The organism is Hydrogenophaga intermedia, assembly GCF_023715105.1.
Taxonomy (GTDB): domain Bacteria; phylum Pseudomonadota; class Gammaproteobacteria; order Burkholderiales; family Burkholderiaceae_C; genus Hydrogenophaga; species Hydrogenophaga intermedia_A.
In genome coordinates, this window is sequence record NZ_JAMBNO010000001.1 from 33,417 (window position 1) to 56,313 (window position 22,897).

At 66.2% G+C, this 22,897-nt stretch carries 22 protein-coding genes and 1 other RNA gene; 17 read left to right on the forward strand and 6 right to left on the reverse strand.

Translation table 11 applies throughout. The features are described from left to right. The first annotated feature begins 128 nt into the window (after positions 1-128). From ompA to M3149_RS00195, 10 genes are all read left to right on the forward strand, one after another. Positions 129-785, forward strand: a complete 657-nt coding sequence (gene ompA, locus M3149_RS00145; protein ID WP_251707314.1) for an outer membrane protein OmpA — start codon at positions 129-131, stop codon at positions 783-785. A gap of 69 nt (positions 786-854) precedes the next feature. Beyond that, a complete protein-coding gene (gene ubiG, locus M3149_RS00150) occupies positions 855-1,562 on the forward strand; it encodes a bifunctional 2-polyprenyl-6-hydroxyphenol methylase/3-demethylubiquinol 3-O-methyltransferase UbiG (RefSeq protein ID WP_251707315.1) in 708 nt (235 codons plus the stop codon). A 2-nt stretch (positions 1,563-1,564) separates the two neighbouring features. After that, a complete protein-coding gene (locus M3149_RS00155; RefSeq protein ID WP_251707316.1) occupies positions 1,565-2,242 on the forward strand; it encodes an HAD-IA family hydrolase in 678 nt (225 codons plus the stop codon). A gap of 13 nt (positions 2,243-2,255) precedes the next feature. Then, positions 2,256-2,632: a transfer-messenger RNA gene (gene ssrA, locus M3149_RS00160) on the forward strand. A 161-nt stretch (positions 2,633-2,793) separates the two neighbouring features. Further along, on the forward strand, positions 2,794-3,369 hold the full coding sequence (locus tag M3149_RS00165) for a GspH/FimT family pseudopilin (protein ID WP_251707317.1): 576 nt from the start codon (positions 2,794-2,796) through the stop codon (positions 3,367-3,369). 32 nt (positions 3,370-3,401) lie between these two features. Further along, a complete protein-coding gene (pilV, locus tag M3149_RS00170; RefSeq protein WP_251707318.1) occupies positions 3,402-3,863 on the forward strand; it encodes a type IV pilus modification protein PilV in 462 nt (153 codons plus the stop codon). After that, positions 3,863-4,885: a prepilin-type N-terminal cleavage/methylation domain-containing protein gene (locus M3149_RS00175; protein WP_251707319.1), complete on the forward strand. Its 1,023-nt coding sequence runs from the start codon at positions 3,863-3,865 to the stop codon at positions 4,883-4,885. The genes pilV and M3149_RS00175 overlap by 1 nt, the downstream gene beginning before the upstream one ends. Positions 4,886-4,887: 2 nt before the next feature. Further along, positions 4,888-5,412, forward strand: a complete 525-nt coding sequence (locus M3149_RS00180) for a pilus assembly PilX family protein (RefSeq protein WP_251707320.1) — start codon at positions 4,888-4,890, stop codon at positions 5,410-5,412. Between the two features lie 40 nt (positions 5,413-5,452). Beyond that, on the forward strand, positions 5,453-10,093 hold the full coding sequence (locus tag M3149_RS00185) for a pilus assembly protein (protein WP_251707321.1): 4,641 nt from the start codon (positions 5,453-5,455) through the stop codon (positions 10,091-10,093). Between the two features lie 8 nt (positions 10,094-10,101). After that, positions 10,102-10,566 carry a type IV pilin protein gene (locus M3149_RS00195; RefSeq protein WP_285886257.1) on the forward strand — a complete coding sequence of 155 codons (465 nt, stop codon included), beginning with the start codon at positions 10,102-10,104 and terminating at the stop codon, positions 10,564-10,566. Positions 10,567-10,581: 15 nt separating this feature from the next. Here the strand turns inward: M3149_RS00195 and M3149_RS00200 are convergent, their stop codons facing one another. Then, a complete protein-coding gene (locus M3149_RS00200; protein WP_251707322.1) occupies positions 10,582-11,187 on the reverse strand; it encodes a DUF2062 domain-containing protein in 606 nt (201 codons plus the stop codon). A gap of 92 nt (positions 11,188-11,279) precedes the next feature. Between M3149_RS00200 and M3149_RS00205 the strand changes: the two genes are divergently transcribed. Continuing rightward, positions 11,280-12,020, forward strand: a complete 741-nt coding sequence (locus M3149_RS00205) for a 16S rRNA pseudouridine(516) synthase (protein ID WP_251707323.1) — start codon at positions 11,280-11,282, stop codon at positions 12,018-12,020. 41 nt (positions 12,021-12,061) lie between these two features. Here M3149_RS00205 and M3149_RS00210 read toward each other — a convergent pair whose 3' ends face one another. After that, positions 12,062-12,802, reverse strand: coding sequence for a DUF2726 domain-containing protein (locus M3149_RS00210; protein ID WP_251707324.1), 741 nt, complete (start codon positions 12,800-12,802; stop codon positions 12,062-12,064). A gap of 211 nt (positions 12,803-13,013) precedes the next feature. Continuing rightward, the gene (locus tag M3149_RS00215; RefSeq protein WP_251707325.1) at positions 13,014-13,838 is read right to left on the reverse strand and encodes an alpha/beta fold hydrolase; all 825 of its coding nucleotides are present in this window, start codon (positions 13,836-13,838) and stop codon (positions 13,014-13,016) included. Positions 13,839-13,890: 52 nt separating this feature from the next. Between M3149_RS00215 and M3149_RS00220 the strand changes: the two genes are divergently transcribed. The 6 genes from M3149_RS00220 to ntrC all read left to right on the forward strand — a co-directional run bounded on the left by M3149_RS00220 (position 13,891) and on the right by ntrC (position 20,720). Beyond that, on the forward strand, positions 13,891-14,772 hold the full coding sequence (locus tag M3149_RS00220) for an EI24 domain-containing protein (RefSeq protein ID WP_251707326.1): 882 nt from the start codon (positions 13,891-13,893) through the stop codon (positions 14,770-14,772). Between the two features lie 5 nt (positions 14,773-14,777). Beyond that, positions 14,778-15,590 carry a competence/damage-inducible protein A gene (locus tag M3149_RS00225; RefSeq protein WP_435370714.1) on the forward strand — a complete coding sequence of 271 codons (813 nt, stop codon included), beginning with the start codon at positions 14,778-14,780 and terminating at the stop codon, positions 15,588-15,590. Positions 15,591-15,834: 244 nt separating this feature from the next. Continuing rightward, positions 15,835-17,250 carry a type I glutamate--ammonia ligase gene (glnA, locus tag M3149_RS00230; protein ID WP_251707328.1) on the forward strand — a complete coding sequence of 472 codons (1,416 nt, stop codon included), beginning with the start codon at positions 15,835-15,837 and terminating at the stop codon, positions 17,248-17,250. Between the two features lie 155 nt (positions 17,251-17,405). Beyond that, positions 17,406-17,906, forward strand: a complete 501-nt coding sequence (locus M3149_RS00235) for a hypothetical protein (RefSeq protein WP_285886258.1) — start codon at positions 17,406-17,408, stop codon at positions 17,904-17,906. Positions 17,907-17,970: 64 nt separating this feature from the next. After that, positions 17,971-19,116 (forward strand): nitrogen regulation protein NR(II), encoded by a 1,146-nt coding sequence (gene glnL / locus M3149_RS00240; protein ID WP_251707329.1) that lies wholly within the window; start codon positions 17,971-17,973, stop codon positions 19,114-19,116. Between the two features lie 47 nt (positions 19,117-19,163). Continuing rightward, positions 19,164-20,720, forward strand: coding sequence for a nitrogen regulation protein NR(I) (gene ntrC / locus M3149_RS00245; RefSeq protein ID WP_251707330.1), 1,557 nt, complete (start codon positions 19,164-19,166; stop codon positions 20,718-20,720). Positions 20,721-20,733: 13 nt separating this feature from the next. Here the strand turns inward: ntrC and xth are convergent, their stop codons facing one another. The 3 genes from xth to M3149_RS00260 are packed head-to-tail and all read right to left on the reverse strand — an operon-like array spanning position 20,734 to position 22,897. Next, positions 20,734-21,498 carry an exodeoxyribonuclease III gene (gene xth / locus M3149_RS00250; protein ID WP_251707331.1) on the reverse strand — a complete coding sequence of 255 codons (765 nt, stop codon included), beginning with the start codon at positions 21,496-21,498 and terminating at the stop codon, positions 20,734-20,736. A gap of 2 nt (positions 21,499-21,500) precedes the next feature. Then, entirely contained in the window at positions 21,501-21,992 is a 492-nt protein-coding gene (locus M3149_RS00255; protein WP_251707332.1) for a dihydrofolate reductase, read from the reverse strand. Between the two features lie 5 nt (positions 21,993-21,997). Continuing rightward, entirely contained in the window at positions 21,998-22,897 is a 900-nt protein-coding gene (locus M3149_RS00260; RefSeq protein ID WP_251707333.1) for a DMT family transporter, read from the reverse strand.

A 22,897-nucleotide genomic window follows, 5' to 3' on the forward strand; every position in this document is an offset into this window, starting at 1 on the left:
CCGCGTCCCGAGGTGCGGGCTGCCGTTGGTCGCGCTTGTGGCACAATGACTCGAGCGTTTTGGGCAGAAAGTTCCCCAATCGTCATCCATGTCACGCAGGTCGTCTGCGGCTTACCAAGAGGAAAACCATGAAAAAACTCAACCGAGTGGCAATGCTGTTTGCAACCGCCGCCATGGCAACGGCTGCTGGCGCCCAGACCATCGATAACTGGCGCAACGGCACCAGCGAGCTGGTGTGGAAGAACGGTACGAACGAACTCTGCTGGCGCGATGCCTCGTGGACCCCCGCGACCGCCGCCCAGGGTTGCGACGGCGCCATCGTGCCGCGCGCTGCTGCTCCGGCCCCGGCCCCCGCTGCCGCCCCGGCTCCGGCCCCCGCTGCTGCGCCGGCACGGGCCCCCGCGCCCGCCCCGGCCCCGGCTCCCGCCGCCACCAAGGTGACCTACGCCGCCGACGCCTTCTTCGACTTTGACAAGGCCGTCCTCAAGCCCGAAGGCAAAGCCAAGCTGGACGACCTGGCTGGCAAGGTTCAGGGCATCAACCTGGAAGTCGTGATCGCCGTGGGCCACACCGACTCCACCGGCGCAGCCGCTTACAACCAGTCCCTGTCGGTGCGCCGCGCCGAAGCCGTGAAGGCCTATCTGGTCAGCAAGGGCATCGAAAGCAACCGCATCTACACCGAAGGCAAGGGCCTGACCCAGCCGGTGGCCGACAACGCCACCCGCGAAGGCCGCGCGAAGAACCGTCGCGTGGAAGTCGAAGTGGTCGGTACCCGCAAGAACTGATCCGGTTCTCCGGCATCACAAGGAACCGCGCTCCGGCGCGGTTTTTTGTTGCCTTCGCATAATCGCGCCATGACCGCACACACCAACGCCGACCCTGCCGAGCTGGCGAAATTCTCCGAGCTGGCCCACCGCTGGTGGGACCCGCAAAGCGAGTTCCGCCCGCTGCACCAGATCAACCCCTTGCGCCTGGACTGGATCGACTCGCTGGTGGGGTTGTCGGGCAAGCGCGTGCTCGACGTTGGCTGTGGCGGCGGCATCCTCTCCGATTCCATGGCGCGCCGGGGCGCCGATGTGACCGGCATCGACCTGGCAACCAAGGCGCTCAAGGTGGCCCAATTGCACGCGCTTGAGGCAGCCACGCCGAACGTGCGCTATCTGGAAACCAGCGTGGAGGCCCTGGCCGCCGAACAGCCAGCCAGCTTCGACGTGGTGACCTGCATGGAGATGATCGAGCACGTGCCCGACCCGTCGTCGGTGGTGCGCGCCTGCTCCGCGCTGGTCAAGCCGGGAGGTTGGGTGTTCTTCTCCACCATCAACCGCAACCCCAAGGCATTCCTGTTTGCCATCGTGGGTGCGGAATACGTGCTGCGGCTGTTGCCGCGCGGCACCCACGAGTACGCGAAGTTCGTGCGTCCAGCGGAATTGGCCGCGCACTGCCGCGACAGTGGCCTGGCGCTCGATCACATGCGGGGCATGGAATACAACCCGCTCACCCAGCGCTACTGGCTCAGCGGCGATACCAGCGTCAACTACCTCGTGGCCACGCGCAAGGCGTGAAGATGGCGCCGCCGACCTTTCGCGGTGTGCGTGCGGTGCTGTTCGATCTGGACGGCACGCTGCTGGACAGCGCACCCGACCTGGGCGCTGCCGCCGAAGCCTTGCGCGCCGCCCGGGGCCTGGAACCCCTGCCGTTGCACGCCTACCGTGCGCACGCCGGCTCGGGCGCGCGCGGCATGCTGCGCGTGGCGTTCGACCTCACCCCGGAGCACGAGGCCTACGAAGCCTTGCGCGAGGAGTTTTTTGCGGCCTACGAAGCCTGCATGCTGACGCGTACCCGCGCGTTCGACGGTGTGGCCACCCTGTTGCAGCGCCTGCAGGACGGCCGCCTGGGCTGGGGCGTGGTCACCAACAAGTCGCAGCGCTTCACGCTGCCGATCGCGCGTGCCTTGCCCCTGTTCAACTCGGCCAGTGCCATCGTGTGCGGTGACACCACGCCGCACGCCAAGCCGCACCCCGCGCCCCTGCTGGAGGCCGCGCGCCGGCTCGGAACGGACCCCGCCGAGTGCATCTACGTGGGCGATGACCTGCGGGATATTCAGGCGGGCAGGGCGGCGGGCATGCGCACCGTGGCGGCCCGCTACGGCTACCTGGGGCCGGGCGCCGTGGTGGAGGCCTGGGAAGCCGATGCGGTGATCGATTCGCCGATCGAGGTCTTGAAACTGCTCGATCTGCCCTAAACTCCCCGGTCCTGGGGCTGCACCGGTTTCGACGTGGGTTCGGACACGCAGCAGGGCATGTCGAGGTTCTGTCACCTCGTTAAACCGCAGAAAAAAACTAACTGCAAACGACGAACGTTTCGCACTCGCCGCCTAAACACCGGTGAGCCTCGCAACAGCAGGCCGATGGGCTGGGCAAGGGGGTCGCAAGACCTCCCGGCTGCGAGGGCATTCACATCGGCTGGTTCCGCGCCGGGCAGCTTGGCGGGGAATGAGACTCAAGGCTGCTGGCTTGCCGGATAGCGTGCCGCTGCGCGATCCGGACGGCGAGACCCAAACCAGACGGCTACACATGTAGAACTGCGCGAAGAAGGCTTGCGGACGGGGGTTCAATTCCCCCCAGCTCCACCATCTTTCCCCTCGAAAAGCCGTCTGTCCCGGCAGACGATTCGAGATGTAACCGCTCGTCGTCCTCGCAAGGACGCCCGTCTAGCCGATTTTTCCCAGGGGCTGGCGGCGGAGAGCATCGGGGCATGTGGAATGCCCCTCCCTGTATGCGGCTTGAGTGTGCCGTGCCCCGCGCGCAGCGGGGCCTGACCCTGATCGAACTGATGGTCGGGGTCACGGTCCTGTCCATCTTGCTGCTGTTCGCCGTGCCGAGCTTCCAGGGGACCATCGCCCGCAGCCGCCTCACCTCATCGACCAACGACCTCGTGAGCGCCATGGCGCTCGCGCGCAGCGAGGCCATCCGGCGCGGCACCCGGGTGACCGTCTGCAAGACGGCCAATGGCACCGCCTGCACCACCAGCGGGGGCTGGCAGCAAGGCTGGCTCGTGTTCGCCGATCCGACCCGCGGCAGCGCAGCCGCCACGGTGGACGCCGGCGAAACCGTGATTGCGGTTGCCGGCGCGCGCCCGGGCAACATCAACGTCCTCGGCACCGCCAACTTCGCCAACTTCGTGTCCTTCGCGGCCGATGGAACGGTGCGGACCATGAACGGCACCTCCATGGCCGGCAGGCTGCGGGTGTGCAGCAATTCCGGCGCCCTGACCGATGCCACGCGGGCGCGCGAAGTCGACATCACGTCGGCCGGTCGCCTGGCCACCACCGTCGTCAACGTCACCAGCGCATGTGTTGCCCCAACATGATGACTTCCCGATTCCAGCGTCGACATGTTCCCTTGAGACAGGCGGGTGCCGGTCTCATCGAGGTTCTGGTGGCCGTGGTGGTGCTTGCCATCGGCCTGCTGGGCATGGCTGGCCTGCAGGCCAGTGCCCTGCGCGGCAACCAGAGCAGTTACGCCCGCAGCCAGGCGGTGATGCTCAGCTACTACATGCTCGACATGATGCGCGCCGACCGCAACCGGGCGGTGCTGGGCGACTACAACACCGACAACAACGCCACCCCGGGCGCCGTGCTGTCGCCGGTGTGCAACCCGGCCGATTTTTCGGCCAACACGCTGGCCGACAACACCCGGCAGGACTGGCTCACGGCCATCAAGACCGGGCTTGGCGATTCCGCGCAGACCTGTGGAGCGATCCGCTGCGCAGCCACGGGCGAATGCACCATCCAGATCACCTGGGACGACGAGCGTGCCGGCGGATCGGGGCAACAGCGTTTTGAAACCAGGAGCCGCCTGTGATGCGCCCGGCAGTCCCCCGCACGCCCCGCCACCAGGCGGGCTTCAGCCTGGTGGAGTTGATGATCGCCCTGGTGCTGGGGCTCATCCTGATCATCGGTGCGGCCAGCGTCTACGTCACCAACCAGCAGGCCGCGCGCACCAACGAGGGCCTGGCGCGCCTGCAGGAAAGCGGACGGATCGCCTTCGAGCTGATGTCGCGCGAGATGCGGCAGGCTGGCGGCAACGCCTGCGGGGCGACGCTGGTGGCCAACGTGCTCAACAACCCCTCGAACAATTGGTACACCGATTTCGACGCCGGGCCGGTCATCGGCTATGAGGGCAACGCGCCCGCGACGGGCATCGTGGCCACCGGCACCGCCGTGGGCCAGCGGGTGAACGGCACCGACGCCATCATGATCATGGGGCCCAACCCGGTCGACAATGCCACCATCGTCACGCACAACCCCACCGCGGCCGAGTTTTCATTGAACACTTCCAACCACGGCATCGCCGACGGCGACGTGGTGCTGGTCTGCGATTCGCAGTCCGCGGCCGTGACGCAGATCACCAACGCGCAGCCCGGCGTGAACGTGACCATCGTGCACAACACCGGCCTCGGCACGCCGGGCAACTGCACCAAGGGCCTGGGCTATCCCGTGCTCTGCACCACCAACGGCACGCCCAAGACCTTCGCGGGCGGCGGCATCGTGTCCAAGCTCAACCCCGGCTTCTGGTACATCGGCAACAACCCCCGGGGTGGCCGTTCGCTATACCGGGCCAGTTCAACCGCGCAGGTCGAGATCACAGACGGCGTGGTGGACATGCAGCTGCAGTACCTCACCCGCAACGCCACCTCGGGCAACCTCGCGCTGGACTGGGTCGACGGCAGCACCATCACCAACTGGTCCAACGCCGGCACGGAGCTGCCGGTGGCGGTGCGGGTTCAGCTCTCCCTGCAATCCCTGCAGAACGTCGGCACCGATCAACAAACCCTCAACCGGGTACAGGTGTACTCGGTGACGCTGCGAAACCGGGCGCTGTGATCATGAACGCTCTTTTCTCCACCCAGCCCCAGCCTTCGTCACGTTCGGCCCAACGTGGCGTCGTTCTCGTCGTGGCCCTCGTGTTGCTGGCCATCATGGCGCTGGTCGGCGTCAACGCCATGCGATCGGTGTCGCAGGAGGAGCGCATGGCCGCCCACACCTACGACCGCAACCTGTCGTTCCAGGCCGCCGAGTCGGCGCTGCGCGAGGCGGAGGCGGTGGTGGCCGCAAACAAGCCCATGCCCACGAGCTGCGCCAATGGCCTGTGCCCGGCCGCGGCACCTACCGATACACCGCGCTGGCTTGTTCCGAACTCCACCGACTGGCAGGCGGCCACCACCATCACCAGCGGTTCGATCGCCATCACCCCGCAATACATCGTCGAGTACCTGGGCAACACCTTCGAGTGTGAGCCCGGTTCGCCATCGACCAGCACCGACTGCAAACGCTATCGCATCACGGCGCGCAGCAACCCGGGCGCGGACCGCTCGGTCGTGATGCTCCAGTCCACCTTTGCCACCGATTGACCCGGCCCAGGCCCAGAACCGACACACAGGGAGTCGTTCCATGAATGCCCGATCACTGACCCTCGGATCGCTCAAGGCCGTGCTGGCCTTGTCGGCCTTGTGCGTGCAGGTTTTCACCGACGCGGTGGACGCCACAGCCGCACCGCTGTCCATCCCCTCGGTTCCGCTGGCGGCCACGCTCAACGCCAAACCCATGACCATGCTGATCGCTGGCCGCGATCACCGCTTGTTCTACGAGGCCTACAACGACGCGAGTGACGTGAACGGCGACGGCGTGCTGGATCTGCGCTTCAGCCCAAGCATCGAGTATTTCGGCCTGTTCGACACTGACGTGTGCTATCGCTACAACGGCAACGCGAACGCGAACGACAACGGCTCCACGAAGAATGCGGAGCAATTCGAGCCCGTTTCCCCGGCCAGCACCGACGGTTTACGCCGCTGCGTTGGCAGCAACCAGGGCACGCTGTGGTCTGGTAACTGGCTCAATTACGTCACCACCAGCCGCATCGACGCCTTGCGCAAGGTCTTGTATGGGGGTAGTCGCGATGTGGATGTGAACGGCAATACGGTGTTGCGACGGGCATATATCCCGCAGGACGCTCATAGCTGGGGCAAGGAGTACACCTCCACTGCGGTTGATGGCTATGACATCGCCGATTACACGCCGTTGAGCGCTCCTGTGAGCGAAACCAGCCCCAATGTGCGGCGCCACTTTTTCGGTAATCTGACTGCCACCAACGGGGTGAACTGCTCCACCTTATCGAATTGCAGCAGTCGTCCTCCACTGCTGCGCATTCGGGAGAACGTACTCAACCGACGTATCTGGGAATGGGCCTCAAAAGAGCGGCCGGTGCTGGATACCAGCCTGTCGAGCGGTAGCTTTCAGAGTGGGACGGATTACGACGAGCGTAACTTCGCGGTTCGCGCGCAGGTATGCGTGGTAGGTACCACCGGCAATCCGAGCTTCCTGAAGGATTGCAAGGCCTATCCGAATGGAAACTACAAGCCCATCGGCTTGCTCCACGAATATGGTGAGAGCGAAGCCATGTTGTTTGGCCTCATTACCGGCAGCTACGACCGGCACATGACGGGTGGCCGCCTGCGCAAGACGGTGTCCTCGTTTGCAAACGAGATCAACCTCAACACCGGCATTTTCAAGACGGGCAATGACGCGCCCATCGTCACTACCTTCAACAGTCTTCGCATCCGCGGCTTCAACCAGAGCAGCAGTTCGAACGAATACGCCTTCAGCGATCCCTATTCACGCTCGGCGGTGAGGCCCACCGAGGGCCAGTTCGTCGACTGGGGCAACCCCATCGGCGAGATGATGTACGAGGGTTTGCGCTACTTTGCCGGCGCCGGTGGGGCAGAACCCGCATTCGACAACGCGAGCGAAAGAACCATTGATGGTCAGGTGGGTTTGAGCAGTGCCACCTGGGACGATCCGTTCTCAAGCACCAGTGCTGCCAAGGCCCCGTACTGCGCGCGCCCCAACTTCCTGATCGTCTCGAACATCAACCCATCGTTCGATTCGGATGCCGTTCCCGGTGCTGCGGGTAGTTTCACCTCGAGCACCGTAAATCCCTTGCCGGCCACGATTTCTGCCTTGCCTGCCAATCTGACCGGCTTGAACGTGCGCACGGTGGCGAACGCCGTCACCGGCATCGAGGACAGGGTCATCGAATCCAGCATCACAGGCCGCTCCTTCTTCATCGGCCAAGTGGGCGGCACGGCGGACGACGCGCCGACGCCCAAGACGCTGAGCAGCGGCCTGGGCAACGCGCGTGGTCTCGCCCCCGACGAGCCAAGCAAGCAAGGCAGTTTCTATTCGGCAGCGCTGGCCTACTGGGCCAAGACCAATAACATCCGCCCGGACCTGACCGCCACCACGGGTACGGTAAATGTGAACATTGATAGTTACGTGGTGGCACTCAGTTCGCCGCTGCCCAACCTGGAAATTACGATTGGTGATCGCAAGGTTTCGTTGGTGCCTTTTGCCAAGTCCGTTGGCGGCTCCGGCATCAACGCCGGCAAGGGCAACTACCAGCCCACCAATCAGATCGTCGATTTCTACCTCGAGGAATACAACCCGGGGCAAACCAACGGCAACGGCTTCCGTGCTGTGTTCCAGATCAACTTCGAAGACGTCGAGCAGGGCGGCGACCATGATATGGACGCTATCGCCCGCTACACGATCGAGGTCGTGAACGGGGAGCTCCGTGTTCAGGTGGTGCCGACCTACCAAGCCGGTGGTATTCAGCAGAACATGGGCTTCGTGGTGTCAGGAGTGGTGCGTCCCGGCACCTCCACCTCGGCGGACGGGGTGTACCTGGTGGCGCGCGATGAGTCCACATCACCGGCCTACTTCCTCAACGTGCCCGGTGACCAGTGGGCGGGTTGGTGCGATCCACCGTCACCGGCGACACCTGCCAGTCGGGCAGGTTGCGGCAGCCTGCCCACCATCAACCAGGCTGCCAACACCTACCCCATCTACCGGTTCAGCCCGAACACGTCCGGCGCTGGCGCCGCCTCGCTGCTGAAGGATCCGCTGTGGTACGTCGCCAAGTACGGCGGCTACGTCAAGCAGGACGACACCACCAGTACGGGTGTCGGCCCCACCACCCAGGCCGAGTGGGACGCCTCGCCCGCCACGGCGACCAAGACCGGCGATGGCGTACCCGACAACTACTTCCTCGTGCAGAACCCGCTGAACCTGCGCGCTTCGTTGCGCCGCGCGCTGGAGAGCATCACCAACAACAGCGCCAGCGGCGGCAACATCATTGCCAACAGCACCCGCCTGGACTCCGACACCTACGTGTTCCAGGCCACCTTCAACAACAACCGCTGGGGCGGCAACTTGCTGGCGTACCGGGCCAACAGCAGCGGTGTGAGCGCGGTACCCGACTGGAACGCGGCGGACCGGTTGCCCAAGGACAGCAATGCTCTGCGCAAGATCTTCTACTGGTCTGACAACAACGGGGCCAACAAGGGGGACGAGTTCTTGTGGAACAACTTGTCCAATGCCGAAAAGGCACTGTTCGGGCCCAACGACGCGGTTCGTCAGTCGGTGGTGAACTACATCCGCGGCTCGGGGGCCAACGAGTTCACCCGCGGCGGCAATCTGCGCGATCGCAGTGCGACCACGGTGCTGGGGGACATTGCCCATTCGTCACCCGCCTTCAGCAAGGACAGCGAGGTGGTGTTCGTGGGCTCCAACGGCGGCATGTTGCACGCCTTCGCCACCAAGCCCTTGGTGGCCGGCGGCAACAGCATCCCGCCGGGCACCGAGCTGTTCGCCTACATCCCCAGTGCGGTGCTGCCCCGCCTGAAAAACCTGGCCGCAGTCGGCTATGACGTGGCGCACGAATATTTCGTGGACGGCGACGTGGCCGTCTCCGCGAAGATCAGCAACCGCAATTACTTGGTGGCCACCCTGGGTCGTGGCGGCAAGGGATTGTTCGGTCTGGATGTGACCGATCCGTATAACTTCAGCTCCAATGATGTGAAGTGGGAGTATTTCGAGAACAACTCCAGCGCCAATTCAGCCCTGGTGCCCGATCCGGACCTTGGTTTCATGCTGGGACGCCCAATCATCGGTACTGCCGAAGACGGAACACCGATCGCAATTGTGGGTAATGGTTACAACAGCACCAACGAATCGGCCGCGCTGTACGTGTTCAACCTGACCACCGGTCAGCGCATCCGCAAGCTGGTGGTGCCCACGGTTACGGTCGGCAGCAACGGCCTGGCCACGCCGGGCGTGTTCGACGCCAACAACAACGGCCGCATCGATACGGTGTACGGCGGTGATCTGTTTGGTCAGGTCTGGCGTTTTGATCTGAGCAGCACCAATGCGGCCAGCTGGTCGGTGTCCAACGGTGGTCTTCCTATCTTCACCGCACGCAGCCCCAGCGGCGCGCGCCAACCTATCACCGCACCGCTGTCGGTGGCGATCAACAGCGTGAGCGTTGATCCCAACTTCAACAAGCGCTTCGTGTTCTTCGGCACCGGCAGCTACTTCCAGTCGGGCGACCCGGCGAGCACCCAGGTGCAGACTTTCTACAGCATCGTGGACGACTCGGCCACACCGCACGACCAATCCTCCGTGGTGGCCACCCGTGCACCGCTCGCGCAGCGTGTCATGACGGCCACCGAGGTGTTCAGCGCCTTGCGCGACCCCAGCAAGCCCCAGTCAACCACCAATCCCTTGATCTCGCGCACCGTGCGCCGGCTCGACGCGGCATCGGCGGGTGACATGAACGGCAAGCTGGGTTGCTACGTCGACCTGCCGCAGACCGGTGAGCGCGTGGTCACCCGGGCGAACCTGTTCCGTCTGGCCGAACCCACATTGCTGTTCAGCTCCATCCTGCCCGAGACGCAGGACCAGTGTGTGCCCGGTGGCACCGGTTTGCTCAACGCCATCAACCCGTTCACCTGCGGCCGTCTGGCAAAGCCCTTCTTCGACCTCAACGACAGCGGCAGTTTCACCGACGACACGCTGTCGGGTGGGGCGTACGCCAGCTCCGTGCAGCTCAATGTGGGCATGCCGGGTGAGGCCGTGATCATCGGCAACCGTCTGGTGGTGGGCGGCTCTGCCGGCCGGGTGGCCGATATCCGCGTCAACACCGGCATCACACCGCTGCGTGGTCGCCTCTCGTGGCGTGAAATTGTCAGAGATTGAAGCCCAACATGAACCCCATGCACTCACCAATGCCGCCACGCGGCAAACCGGCCAGCCGCGGCTTCACGCTGATCGAACTGATGATCGTGGTGGCCATCGTCGCGATTCTTGCGGCAGTGGCTTATCCGAGCTACCTCACGCACGTGCAGAAGACGCGACGGGCCACGGCCACCGGCTGCCTGACCGAACTCGCGCAATGGATGGAGCGCAACTACACCACGTGCCTGCGTTACGACAAGACGGGTGCGGGTTGCGCCACCGATCTCGACAGCGCAGGGCTGCCAGCCTTGAGCTGCCGTGCCGATCTGGGCGCGGCTTACGCGTTCTCGTTCACGGCGAACCCGACCACGAGTGCGTACACCTTGCAGGCGGTGCCTGGCGGGGCACAAGCCAGCGATACGCGCTGCGGCACCCTCACGCTCACGCAGACGGGCGCCCGCGGCGCCGCGTCGAGTTCCGGTTGCTGGAACTGAGCCTCAGACGCTGCCTCAGGGCTGTTTGCCGTGCGTGGGTGGCGCCGGGCGCGGGCCACGCTGGTTGAGCCGGCGTCGGCGCTGCCAGCGCACTCGCAGGGACCACACCAGGCTCACCGCGGCGTAGGACAAAAACCCCGCCGCGGTGGCTACGATGCCCAGCCCCACCACGAGGGGCTTGCCCACCTCGCCGAACTTTTGCCACCAGCGCTTCAGCGCCTTGTCGGCGGGCTCCTGCTCACCGCTGCCCCCCGATTGCACTTTTGCCAGCGCAGCCGCCGCCTCCTCGGGGCTTGAGGTCCGTTGACCGAGCACCACTTGCCCGAGCCGGTAGGCGCCGTAATACACCGGCCCGAAGGTCACCGGGTTGGTGACCAGCGTGCTGGCGACGGCCACCGGCAGGTTAGCGCGGGCGAGCACGGCCAACGTGGCCGCAAAGGGAATCTGCGCCACCGGAATCAGCAAGCCGAAGAAGATGCCGATGGCCAGGCCGAGTGCGATGCCGCGCCGGCTGAAATGCCACAGCCGCGGTTGGTGGAGCAGTGGCCCCAGCCAGCGCAGCCAGCGGTTGTTGCGTATCGTCTCCGGCGTGGGCAGCCACGCCTTGAGGCGGTTCTTCATGATGGGGACAGGGCAGAGCGGAATGGGGAGTTGGACTGCGCGGATTGTGGCGCAGCCGCCAGTGACGTTCAGGGCCCGGCGAGAATGGGCGGATGAAACGACTTGAGGATCTGCTCTTCACCCAAGGGTTCGGCACCCGCCGCGTGTGCCGTGGCCTGGTGCAGCAGGGGCGGGTGGCGGTGGGCTCCCCCGCGCAGCCCTGCCTCGACCCGGACGCGCTGTTCGCGCCGCTGGGGTTTCGTTTCGAGGTTGAGGGCGTGCCCTGGGAGTGGCACGAGCGCGCCTACCTGATGTTGAACAAACCGCCTGGCTTCGAATGCTCGCAGCGGCCGTCCGCCCACCCGAGCATCTACACCTTGTTGCCCGCCCCGTTGCGTCAGCGTGGCGGCGGCGCGGCGGCCGGTGTGCAGGCCGTGGGGCGGCTCGATCAGGACACGACCGGCCTGCTGCTGCTATCGGACGACGGTGCGTTCATCCACCGGCTCACCTCCCCCCGTCATCACGTGCCCAAGGTGTACGAGGTCGGCTTGCGCCACCCCATGGCTTTGGAAGCATGTCAGCGGCTGCTTGAGGGCGTGGTGCTGGACGACGATCCACGTCCGGTGCGCGCGCGCTCGGCCGATCTGGTGAGCGAGCGCCACCTGCGCCTGGTGCTGGCCGAAGGCAAGTACCACCAGGTCAAGCGCATGGTGGCGGCGGTGGGTAACCGGGTGGAGACGCTGCACCGATCGGCCATTGGCGATCTGCGCTTGCCTGACGACCTGGCGCCGGGCGCCTGGCGTTGGCTCACGCGGGAAGAAGTGGAAGGCTTGCGCGCGGCGCGCACCGCCTGAAGCCCGGTGCGCCAGACACGCCGACTGCGGCCCTCAGGCGCTCAAAGCAGGTCGCCCTTGCGGCTGTCCAGCGGCATCAGGAAGGAGTTGTTGTCCTGCCACTGCGAATGGAAGTCGCTGCTGCGGGCGTCCGCGGGCACGCTGTTGGGCCAGTTCGACGACAAGGGGTTGAAGTCGCTGTTGGGGCGGCTGCTGCGCTGGCGGTTGATGGCGCTGCGCAGGTTGGTCTGGGCCGCGATGATGGCGCGCTCTTCCATCTCGCGTTCGCGCATGGCGCGGTTGAACTCGGATTCGCCCAGGAACTCCGCGCGGATCTCGGCCACGGTGGGCAGGCTGTTCGAGCGCACGACCCAGTAGGGCAGCCCGATCTGGCTGAGCAGCGAGTGTTTGAGCGCGCGCGTGCTGCGCGGAATGCCGGCCGGGCCGGGCACGTCCAGGCAGCCCACCACACGGCCGTCCGACTTGCAGACGGTGAAGGTGCAGTACACCCCGCCCAGCAGCTTGTACCAGTCGACGCCTTCTTCGCGCTGGCGCGGCAGCGTGAAGCGCGTCACCGGCAGCTTGATCATGACGTGGTGGTCGTAGAAGGCGCGGGCCAGCCAGTGCCAGACGCGGGCTTCCTCGCTGTTGGCCAGGGGGCGGGCGGCCAGGGGCCAGTGCTTGGGCAGGCGGCGACGCTGACGGGCCTGGCGTTCTGCCCAGGTGCGATGCAGCAGTGCACCCAGCGCCAGCAGGGCGGGCGCGAGTGCTGCAAGCAGCCAGGGTTGGTTCCAGTCGGTCATGGGTGTCGGCGGTTGGCCTAGTTGTATCAAAGTGTATAGATGCCGCCACGGAACGGGAGGGGTGTCAAGGGAAAAGCCGGCACTCGCGTGATTTCCTTGGGATTTGTTGCCCCCGGCTGTGGCGACCAGGCAGCGCAGGCGCCAACCGTCTCCGGGGCATTGTCCGTGGCGATGCGCGCCCTTCTATCCCCCAACTGCAGTAATTCACCCGTCAAATTGCGTGCTTTGTCACGAACTGCTGCAGCAGTTCGGTCAGTGCGTGCGGCTGGTCACGGTGCGGGCTGTGGCCGCAGTCGGGCAGGTCGTGCCGTTCGGCGTGTGGTGCTGCGCGCTGTATGGCGTCCAGCTGCGCCAGCGTGCCGTACTCGTCGTCCTTGCCCTGCACCAGTAGCAGAGGGCAGCGGATGGCGGCACATTCGCGCTCGATGTTGTAGCGACGAAATGCCTCGCTGAGCCAGACGTCGTTCCATTGCCAGAAAGCGTTGTCGACATCGCGGTGGTGGCGGGCGAGGCGTTGTCGCAGGCTGGCCGGGTTGTCCGGGTCCTGCAGGTAGGCGTCGCGTGCGCGCGCGATGGCCTCGACCGAGACGTCCTCGACGAAGACGTGGGGTGCGAGCACCGCGCATGCCTGCACCGGGTGCTCGCTGGCGTGCAGCAGCGCAATCGTCGCGCCGTCGGAATGGCCCACGAGCAACGGGCGCTGGATGCCGAGTTCGCGCAGCAGCGCGGGGAGCACATCCAGCGCCTCGCGATGCATGTAGTCGGGTTCGTGGCGACCGATGTGCCAGAAGCCCTGCATGCGCGGCTCGCCGCGCACGTCGGCGACCGGGTCGGACTGGCCGTAGCCGCGGCGCGAGTACAGCCAGCCCGTGCGCCCCGTGGCCTTGCACAGCGCCTCGGGCCACGACTGGCCGCGCTGTGTCCACAACGAGACGCTGCCCAACCCCTCGTGCAGGAAGACCAGCGGCGCCAGGGATTCGTCACCGGGGATGTGCGCGACCTCCAGCCGCACCCCGTGCACATTGATCAGGTTCATGAGCGCATCCTAGCGGGCGCGGGGGCACCGCCGTGCGGGTATTCTTCGAACCATGGGATCCATGTTCGACGCCTTCTGGCGTGCCGTCGCGTATTGCCTGCACCCCATGGTGATCGCACTGTCGCTGCTGCCGTTGCTGCTGATGGTGGTGCTCTCCTTCGGCCTGGGCTATTTCTTCTGGGACGGCGCGGTGGCCGCCGTTGCCGCCTGGTTCGAGGCTTTCGACCTCGTGCAGGCCCTGCTGGGCTGGCTGGAGCGCATCGGCCTGGGTGGCCTGCGCGCGGTGTTTGCGCCCCTCATCGTGCTGGTGCTCGCCACGCCCGTCATCGTTCTTGTGTGCCTGCTGCTGGTGGCCGTGTGCATGACGCCTTTCATGGTCGATCTCGTGGGCCGGCGGCGCTTCCCGCAACTGCAGAAGCTGCATGGGGGCTCCTGGCTGGTGGGCATCGTGTGGTCGCTCGGCTCCACGCTGCTGGCGGTGATTGCTCTGGTGCTGTCGATGCCGATGTGGCTGATCCCGCCTCTTGTGCTCATTCTTCCGCCCCTCATCTGGGGCTGGCTCACCTACCGCGTGTTCGCCTTCGATGCGCTCGCCAACCATGCCAGCGCGGACGAACGCCGCCAGCTCATGCGCGAGCACCGCAGCACCTTGCTGGCCATGGGTGTGCTTTGTGGCTACCTCGGCGCGGCGCCCAGCCTGCTGTGGGCGTCGGGAGCCATGTTCATTGCCCTCGCGCCGCTGCTGGTGCCGGTGGCCATCTGGATCTACACGCTGGTGTTTGCCTTCGCCTCGCTCTGGTTTGCCCACTACCTGCTGCATGCGCTGCAGCGCCTTCGGGCTTCGGTGATGGTTGAGGTGGTGGACCCGGCCGCCCCCGCGGCAACGCCCGCCGTGACCCCCCTGCCTTTGCCCGCAGGCCCGAGCAACCCATGAGCCGCGTGAACCCCGAATTCGGCCTGATCATCGTCGGCGACGAAATCCTTTCCGGCAAACGGCAGGACAAGCACCTGCCCAAGGTGGCCGAATTGCTTGCCGCGCGCGGACTGTCGCTCGCCTGGGCGCGCGTCGTGGGCGACGACCGTGCGCGCATCACCGCAGCCTTGCGCGAGGCCTTCGCCAGCACGGACGTCGTGTTCTGCTGCGGCGGCATCGGCGCCACGCCGGACGACCACACCCGCCAGTGCGCCGCCGCCGCGCTCGGCGTGGAGCTCGCGCTGCACCCCGAGGCCGCGCGCCTGATCGAGCAGCGCATGCGCGACATCGCCGCCGAACAGGGTGTGCCGTTCGAGCCCGAGCGACCGGACAACGTGCACCGCTACAACATGGGTGTGTTTCCCGTGGGCGCGGCCATCGTTCCCAACCCGTACAACAAGATTCCCGGTTTCAGCTGCACGGGCCCGGGCGGGGCGGCGGTGCATTTCGTGCCCGGGTTTCCCGTCATGGCCTGGCCCATGATCGAGTGGCTGCTCGATGAGCGCTACGCCCACCTGCAGCAGGCCAACGCCTGGCAGGAGCGTTCGGTGATCGTCATGGGCGCCATGGAGGCGGCACTCACGCCCCTGATGGAAAGCATCGAGGCGAGCCACGCGGTCAAGGTGTTCAGCCTGCCCAGCGTGGACCATCCCACCTACGGGCGCCACATCGAGCTCGGCGTCAAGGGGTCTGTGGGTGCGGTAGGTGAGGCCTTCGAGGCCTTGCTGCAAGGGCTGCGCTCCCGCGGGGTCCAGCTGGGCCCTGAATTGGTGCGCTGACGCAATGCACTGAAATAGGGCATATAAGCCCTGATATGGTGCGTTTGCTGCCCAACCACTCGTCGCGCTTTCGGTTGATGCGCCATCCGGTGGCGGGGTGAACCGTTCTGGCGCATGAACGCAGCGCCATAATCACCGCTTCGCCCTTTCACGGGCGAGCGCCGGTGCACGATGGCATGAAACCTGCTTTCCTCCCCACCGTCATTTCCCCTTTTCCACCCTTCCAGAGACACAGGAGCATTTGATGGCCAAGACCGTCGCAGACGTGATGCAGATGGTGAAGGACAACGAAGTCAAGTTCGTTGATTTCCGCTTCACCGATACCCGCGGCAAGGAGCAGCACGTCACCGTGCCGATTTCGGCTTTTGGCGAGGACAAGTTCACCTCCGGCCACGCTTTCGACGGCTCGTCCATCGCCGGCTGGAAGGGCATCGAGGCGTCGGACATGCAGCTCATGCCCGACCCGAACACCGCCAACATCGACCCGTTCTTCGAAGAGACCACGCTGTACCTGCAGTGCGACGTGGTCGAACCCAGCGACGGCAAGGCCTACGACCGCGATCCGCGCTCGATCGCCAAGCGCGCCGAGGCCTACCTGAAGGCTTCCGGTCTGGGCGACACCGCTTACTTCGGGCCGGAGCCCGAGTTCTTCATCTTCGACGGCGTGCGCTGGAGCAACGAGCCCGGCAACGTGATGTTCGCCATCGAAGAATACGAAGCCCCCTGGAACAGCGGCAAACAACTCGAAGGCGGCAACCGCGGGCACCGTCCCACCACCAAGGGCGGCTACTTTCCCGTGCCCCCGGTCGACAGCACGCAGGACATGCGTGCCGAGATGTCCCTGATCCTCGAGTCGCTGGGCATCCCGGTCGAGGTGTTCCACCACGAGGTGGCGGGCGCCGGCCAGAACGAGATCGGCACCAAGTTCAGCACGCTCGTCGAGCGCGCCGACTGGACCCAGGTCCTCAAGTACGTGGTGTGGAACGTGGCCAACGCCTACGGCAAGACGGCCACCTTCATGCCCAAGCCCTACGCTGGCGACAACGGCTCCGGCATGCACGTGCACCAGTCGATCTGGAAGGACGGCAAGAACCTGTTCGCCGGTGACGGGTACGCCGGCCTGAGCGATTTCGCGCTGTACTACATCGGCGGCATCATCAAGCACGCCCGCGCGCTCAACGCCATCACCAACCCGGGCACCAACAGCTACAAGCGCCTGGTGCCTGGCTTCGAAGCCCCGGTGAAGCTGGCCTACAGCTCGCGCAACCGCTCGGCCTCCATCCGCATCCCGTACGTGGCCAACCCCAAGGGCCGCCGCATCGAGGCGCGTTTCCCCGATCCTTCGGCCAACCCTTATCTGTGCTTCTCGGCCCTCATGATGGCCGGCCTGGACGGCGTGGAGAACAAGATCCACCCCGGCGAAGCCGCCACCAAGGACCTGTACCACCTGCCGCCCGAAGAGGACGCGAAGATCCCGACCGTGTGCCACAGCCTCGACCAAGCGCTGGAGTACCTCGACAAGGACCGCGCCTTCCTGACCAAGGGCGGTGTGTTCACCGACTCCATGCTCGACGCCTACATCGAGCTCAAGATGGGCGAAGTGACGCGCTTTCGCATGGCGCCGCACCCGGTCGAGTACGACATGTACTACAGCCTGTGATGCGGCCCACCCGCACGCGCGGGTGCTGCCAATGCAGAGGGACGGCTCCGGCCGTCCCTTTTTTTTCGGCGCACGTCGCTGCGGGATCGCCCTGGGCACTTTCAAGCGCTGTTTGGGTCATACTGCCGCGCAAAATACCATCTGGAGGTCCTCTCTTGTCCGCACGCACGTCCCGTCCGATCCGACGCCTGCTGCCTTTGTTGGCGCTGGCGGCCGCTGCCTCGGCACAGGCCCAGGATGCCATCTACCGTTGCGGCAACGAGTACACGAACAACGCGGCCGTGGCCAAGCAGCGTGGCTGCACGCCGCTGCAGGGTGGCAACATCACCATCATCGAAGGCACGCGCCCGGCGGTTGCCTCGCCATCGCCCGCTGCCGCGCCGCGCCCCGGCAACGCCCCGCGCGTGGACAGCGCCGCCCAGCACCAGCGCGATGCCGACGCACGCGCCACGCTGGAGGCCGAATTGCGCAAGGCCGAGCAGCGCCTGGCCGATGCCCAGAAGGCCTATGCCAACGGCGAGCCGGAAAAGCAAGGCATCGAGAGCCGCAATTACCAGCGCTACCTCGATCGCGTGGCCGAGCTCAAGGACGCTGTCACCCGCGCCGAGAACGACGTCGCCGGCATCCGCCGCGAATTGCAGCGCCTCGCCAACTGAACGCGGCGCGCGCGCTGTCGCTCGCCCCCGGTGGCGCACCGCTTGCCCCGGCGCTTGTCGCACAATGGGCAGCTTGAACAAGCCCGACACCTTCTCCCTGCTGAACCTGGTCACCCGGCGCGGCACTGATCGCGGGGCCACACGCCCGAACGTGTCCGCGCTGGCGCGCTTTCAGGCGCTGGATCTGCTGGCCACGCTGGTGGCGGTGGTCGACGCCGACGGCCAGGTGCTCTACGCCAACGCAGCGCTTGAGGACGCATTGGGCATATCCCGCCGCAGCATCGCCAGCGCGCGCCTGCAGGATTGCTTCAGCGAACCCGTGTTGCTCGACAACGCCCTGCAGGGTGCGCGCAGCAACGAGTTCGCGGCACTGCGTTACGACGCCTTCCTGCGCCGGCTCAACCACGACCCGCTGCCGGTGCACGTGGTGGTGGCGCAGACCGAGCAGACCGGCGAGGTGGTCGTGGAAATGCTGCCGCTGGAGCAGCAGACCCGCCAGGAGCGCGAGGAACGCCTGCTCGACCAGGCGCAGGCCAACAAGGAGCTGATCCGCAACCTGGCGCACGAGATCAAGAACCCGCTGGGTGGCATCCGTGGGGCGGCGCAACTTCTGCAGATGGAGCTGCAGAGCAAGGAGCTGATCGAGTACACCCAGGTCATCGTGCACGAGGCCGACCGTCTGCAATCGTTGGTCGATCGCCTGCTCGCCCCGCACCGCCGCCCGCACGTGGTGGGCGATGTCAACATCCACGAGGTCTGCGAGCGCGTTCGTGCGCTCATCGTGGCCGAGTTCCCCAAGGGGCTGAAGGTGGTGCGCGACTACGACACCTCCATCCCCGAATTCCGCGGCGACCGCGAGCAGTTGATCCAGGCGGTGCTCAACATCGCCCACAACGCGGCGTTGGCCCTGGCAGAGCGCATCGAGGCGGGCGACGCGCGCATCACGCTCAAGACGCGGGTGGGGCGCCAGGTCACCTTCGGCAAACAGCGCTATCGGTTGGCACTGGAATTGCATGTCATCGACAACGGGCCCGGCGTGCCGGACTCGATCAAGGACCGCATCTTTTTCCCGCTGGTGTCGGGGCGCGATGGCGGCTCCGGCCTGGGGCTGACGCTGGCGCAAACCTTCGTGCAGCAACACCATGGCCTGATCGAGTGCGAGAGCGAGCCGGGTCACACGGACTTCAAGATCCTGATCCCGTTGCCTTGACCGATCCTCACACCGCACGCCGCGCCACCTGAAGGGACGACCGTTACATGAAGCCGATCTGGATAGTGGATGACGACCAGTCCATCCGCTTCGTGCTCGAGAAGGCTTTGCTCCGCGAGAACCTGCCCACGCGCAGTTTCACCAACGCCACCGACGTCCTCAAGGCGCTGACCGATGCGCCCGACAGCGAAGGCCCGCAGATTCTGGTGAGCGACATCCGCATGCCGGGTGGCTCGGGCCTGGATCTGCTGGAGAAAGTCAAGCAGCGCTATCCGGCGCTGCCCGTCATCATCATGACGGCCTTCTCCGACCTCGACAGCGCGGTCTCGGCCTTTCAGGGCGGCGCCTTCGAGTACCTGCCCAAGCCGTTCGACCTCACCAAGGCGGTGGAGCTGATTCGACGCGCGGTCGACGAGAGCCAGCGCGAGGAAGTCTCCGAAGAGCGCTTGAGTGCGGTGCCCGAGATGCTGGGCCAGGCGCCGGCCATGCAGGACGTGTTTCGCGCCATCGGGCGCCTGAGTCAGAGCCAGGTCACGGTGCTGATCACCGGCGAGTCGGGTTCGGGCAAGGAGCTCGTGGCGCGTGCGCTGCACAAGCACTCACCGCGCGCCAGTGGCCCGTTCGTGGCCATCAACACCGCCGCCATTCCGAAGGACCTGCTGGAGAGCGAACTCTTCGGTCATGAGCGAGGTGCCTTCACCGGTGCGCAAACCATGCGCCGCGGCCGCTTCGAGCAGGCCGACGGCGGCACGCTGTTTCTCGACGAGATCGGCGACATGCCGTTCGATCTGCAGACCCGCCTGCTGCGCGTGCTCTCGGATGGGCACTTCTATCGCGTGGGTGGTCACAGCGCGGTGCGTGCCAACGTGCGCGTGATCGCTGCCACCCACCAGAACCTGGAGCAGCGCGTCAAGGAAGGCGTGTTCCGCGAGGATTTGTTCCACCGCCTCAACGTCATTCGTCTGCGTCTGCCTGCGCTGCGCGAGCGCCGCGAGGACGTGCCCATGCTCACGCGCTTCTTCCTGCAGCAAAGCGCCCGGCAGCTCGGCGTGGAGCCCAAGCGCATTTCCGATGCAGCGCTACGGCTGCTGGGTACCTTCGATTTCCCGGGCAACGTGCGCCAGCTTGAAAACGTGTGCCACTGGCTCACCGTGATGGCGCCGGCCCAGGTGATCGAGGTCAAGGACCTGCCGCCCGAGGTGCTGGGTGCCGTGGGCGGTGCCGAAGCCGCGGCTGCCGTCGCCACGGTGGTGCCGCCAGCGTGGGCTCCCGCACCCGCACCTGCCTCAGGGTTTGCTGAGGTGGCGGCGCCCTCGGCGACCGCGTCCGAGATGCCGACGCGTTCGGTGGCTGCTCCCACCTCAGCGCCGCCCGAGGCGATCGGCTCAAGTCCTTCTTGGGAAGCCGGCCTGCAGGCCGAGGCCCTGGCCTTGCTGGAGACCGGCCGCACCGACGTTTGGGACGTGCTCACGCGCCGCTTCGAAACCCGCCTGATCCAGACCGCGCTGGCCAACACGCGCGGGCGGCGTATCGAAGCGGCTCACAAGCTCGGCATCGGCCGCAACACCATCACGCGCAAGATTCAGGAACTGGGAATGGAGTGAGGGCCCCGGGTGCTCACGCGAGCGTGAGCACCACCGGCGCGTGATCGCTCGGGCGTTCGTTCTTGCGCGGCGCCTTGTCCACCGCACAGGCGCTGGCGCGGGCTTTTACCGCATCGCTCACGAGGATGTGATCGATCCGCAGGCCGCGGTTGCGGCGGAACGCCAGGTCGCGGTAGTCCCACCACGAGTAGTTCTTTTCGGGCTGCGGGAACAGGCGCACGCTGTCGGTGAGCCCCAGGCCGATCAGGCCCTGCAGCTTCTCGCGTTCCTCGGTCGTGCAATGGATGGTCTCGCGCAGGCCCACCGGATCCCACACGTCAAGGTCGTCGAAGGTGATGTTGTAGTCGCCCAGGAGCACCAGCGCCGGGTGCGCCGCCATTTCCGCGCGAACCCACTCGCGCAGCGCGTCGAGCCAGCGCATCTTGTAGGCGAACTTCTCGCTGCCGGGTTCCTGCCCGTTGGGGAAGTAGGCGCCGATCACGCGGATGCCGTCCACCGTGCCCGCGATCACGCGCGACTGCTCGTCCTCGAAGCCCGGGATGTTCTTCACCACATCAGCCACCGGTGCCTTGGTGATGAGGGCCACACCGTTGTAGGTCTTCTGTCCGAACCACTGCGCCTGGTAGCCCGCGTCGGCAAAGGCCTGCGCGGGAAATTTGTCGTCGGTGAGCTTGAGCTCCTGCAGCGCGAGCACGTCCACGGGGTGGGCGGCCAGCCAGTCGAGCACCTGCGGCAGGCGCACCGCCAGGGAGTTGATGTTCCAGGTGGCCAGTTGCATGATCAGTCCTTGCGTTCGAAGGTCACGAAGGCAAACGGCAGGCCGTTGCCCGCGGTGTGGGCCTCGTGCGCGGTCTCGCTCCAATCGGGACCGAGCGTGGGGGCAAACGCATCGCCCTCGAAGTCGCGCGCGATCTCCGTCACCACCACGCGCCGCGCGTGGGGCAGTGCCTGGCGGTAGACCTCAGCCCCGCCAATCACCCAGGCCTCTGCCGCGTCGCCGCAAGCGGCCACCGCCTCGGCCACCGAGCCCGCGCGCTGCGCGCCCTCGGCCTGCCAGCGGCTGTCGCGGGTCAGCACGATATTGCGCCGCCCGGGCAGCGGGCGAAAGCGCGGGGGCAGCGAGTCCCACGTCTTGCGGCCCATGATCACCGGGCTGCCGAGCGTGGTGCGCTTGAAGTGGGCCAGGTCTTCCGGCAGGTGCCAGGGCAGGGCGTTGTCCTTGCCGATGACGCCGTTGGCCGCGCGCGCGTAGATGAGGTTGAGGCGGGTCATGACCGTCATTGTGCGGCGGGCACCTCAGGTCGAGAGCGCGCCGGCCACAGCACGCTGGCGATGGCGATCATCACGAACACGATGGCCAGCCAATCCTGCCAGTGCGGAATTTCGCCCACGATGAAGGTGGCCGACAGGGTGCCCACCAGCGGAATCGCCATCACGCTCATGGCACTGGTGGCAGGCGGCAGGTGCCGCGCCAGCCCGAACCAGATGAGCTGGGCCACGCCGTAGTTGATCAACACGCCGTAGGCCAGCGCCAGCCACATGGGAACGCTGAAGCGCTGCGGTGCGGGCACGGGCTCGATCGCGATGGCCAGCACCCACAGCACCGCGCTGCCCAGCAGGAGCATCCACACCGTGACCGCCATGGCCGAGAGCTGGAAATGCGCGCGCTTGAAGGTGAGCGTGCCCAGGCCCCAGCAGGCAGCGGCGCCCAGCATCCACGCAATGCCCGCGGGCCGCCCGCTCAGGCTCTGCAGCTCGTGCCACAGGAGCAGGCCGATGGCGATGCCAGCGGCCGCCACGGCCAGCCGCACGCGCGGCGTGATGCGTTCGCCGAAGAAGGCCGCGCCCAGCAGCACGGTGAAGATCGGCATGGTGAAGCCGATGATGGCTGCGCGGCCCGAGGCGAGTTCCTGCACGCCGAAGATGGACAGCGTGTGCCAGCCCAGCACGTTGGGCAACCCCAGCCAGGTGATCGTGAGCCACTCGCGCCCCTGCGGCCACATGCGCTCGCCATGGCGCTGCACGTAGACGAACAGCCAAGCCGCGCCGAGGAACATGGTGCTGGCCCGGAAGTACAGGGGCGTGAGCTCCTGCAGCGAGAGCTTCATCATGGGCCAGTTCACGCCCCACATGAGCGTGAGGCCCACCAGGGCCCAGAGTTGTCGGCGGCTGAGCAT

Coding starts and splice junctions, on each gene's coding strand:
- ompA (WP_251707314.1), top strand. CDS start 129: ATGAAAAAACTCAACCGAGTGGCAATGCTGTTTGCAACCGCCGCCATG.
- ubiG (WP_251707315.1), top strand. CDS start 855: ATGACCGCACACACCAACGCCGACCCTGCCGAGCTGGCGAAATTCTCC.
- M3149_RS00155 (WP_251707316.1), top strand. CDS start 1,565: ATGGCGCCGCCGACCTTTCGCGGTGTGCGTGCGGTGCTGTTCGATCTG.
- M3149_RS00175 (WP_251707319.1), top strand. CDS start 3,863: ATGCGCCCGGCAGTCCCCCGCACGCCCCGCCACCAGGCGGGCTTCAGC.
- M3149_RS00180 (WP_251707320.1), top strand. CDS start 4,888: ATGAACGCTCTTTTCTCCACCCAGCCCCAGCCTTCGTCACGTTCGGCC.
- M3149_RS00185 (WP_251707321.1), top strand. CDS start 5,453: ATGAATGCCCGATCACTGACCCTCGGATCGCTCAAGGCCGTGCTGGCC.
- M3149_RS00195 (WP_285886257.1), top strand. CDS start 10,102: ATGAACCCCATGCACTCACCAATGCCGCCACGCGGCAAACCGGCCAGC.
- M3149_RS00200 (WP_251707322.1), bottom strand. CDS start 11,187: ATGAAGAACCGCCTCAAGGCGTGGCTGCCCACGCCGGAGACGATACGC.
- M3149_RS00205 (WP_251707323.1), top strand. CDS start 11,280: ATGAAACGACTTGAGGATCTGCTCTTCACCCAAGGGTTCGGCACCCGC.
- M3149_RS00210 (WP_251707324.1), bottom strand. CDS start 12,802: ATGACCGACTGGAACCAACCCTGGCTGCTTGCAGCACTCGCGCCCGCC.
- M3149_RS00215 (WP_251707325.1), bottom strand. CDS start 13,838: ATGAACCTGATCAATGTGCACGGGGTGCGGCTGGAGGTCGCGCACATC.
- M3149_RS00220 (WP_251707326.1), top strand. CDS start 13,891: ATGGGATCCATGTTCGACGCCTTCTGGCGTGCCGTCGCGTATTGCCTG.
- glnA (WP_251707328.1), top strand. CDS start 15,835: ATGGCCAAGACCGTCGCAGACGTGATGCAGATGGTGAAGGACAACGAA.
- glnL (WP_251707329.1), top strand. CDS start 17,971: ATGGGCAGCTTGAACAAGCCCGACACCTTCTCCCTGCTGAACCTGGTC.
- ntrC (WP_251707330.1), top strand. CDS start 19,164: ATGAAGCCGATCTGGATAGTGGATGACGACCAGTCCATCCGCTTCGTG.
- xth (WP_251707331.1), bottom strand. CDS start 21,498: ATGCAACTGGCCACCTGGAACATCAACTCCCTGGCGGTGCGCCTGCCG.
- M3149_RS00255 (WP_251707332.1), bottom strand. CDS start 21,992: ATGACCCGCCTCAACCTCATCTACGCGCGCGCGGCCAACGGCGTCATC.
- M3149_RS00260 (WP_251707333.1), bottom strand. CDS start 22,897: ATGCTCAGCCGCCGACAACTCTGGGCCCTGGTGGGCCTCACGCTCATG.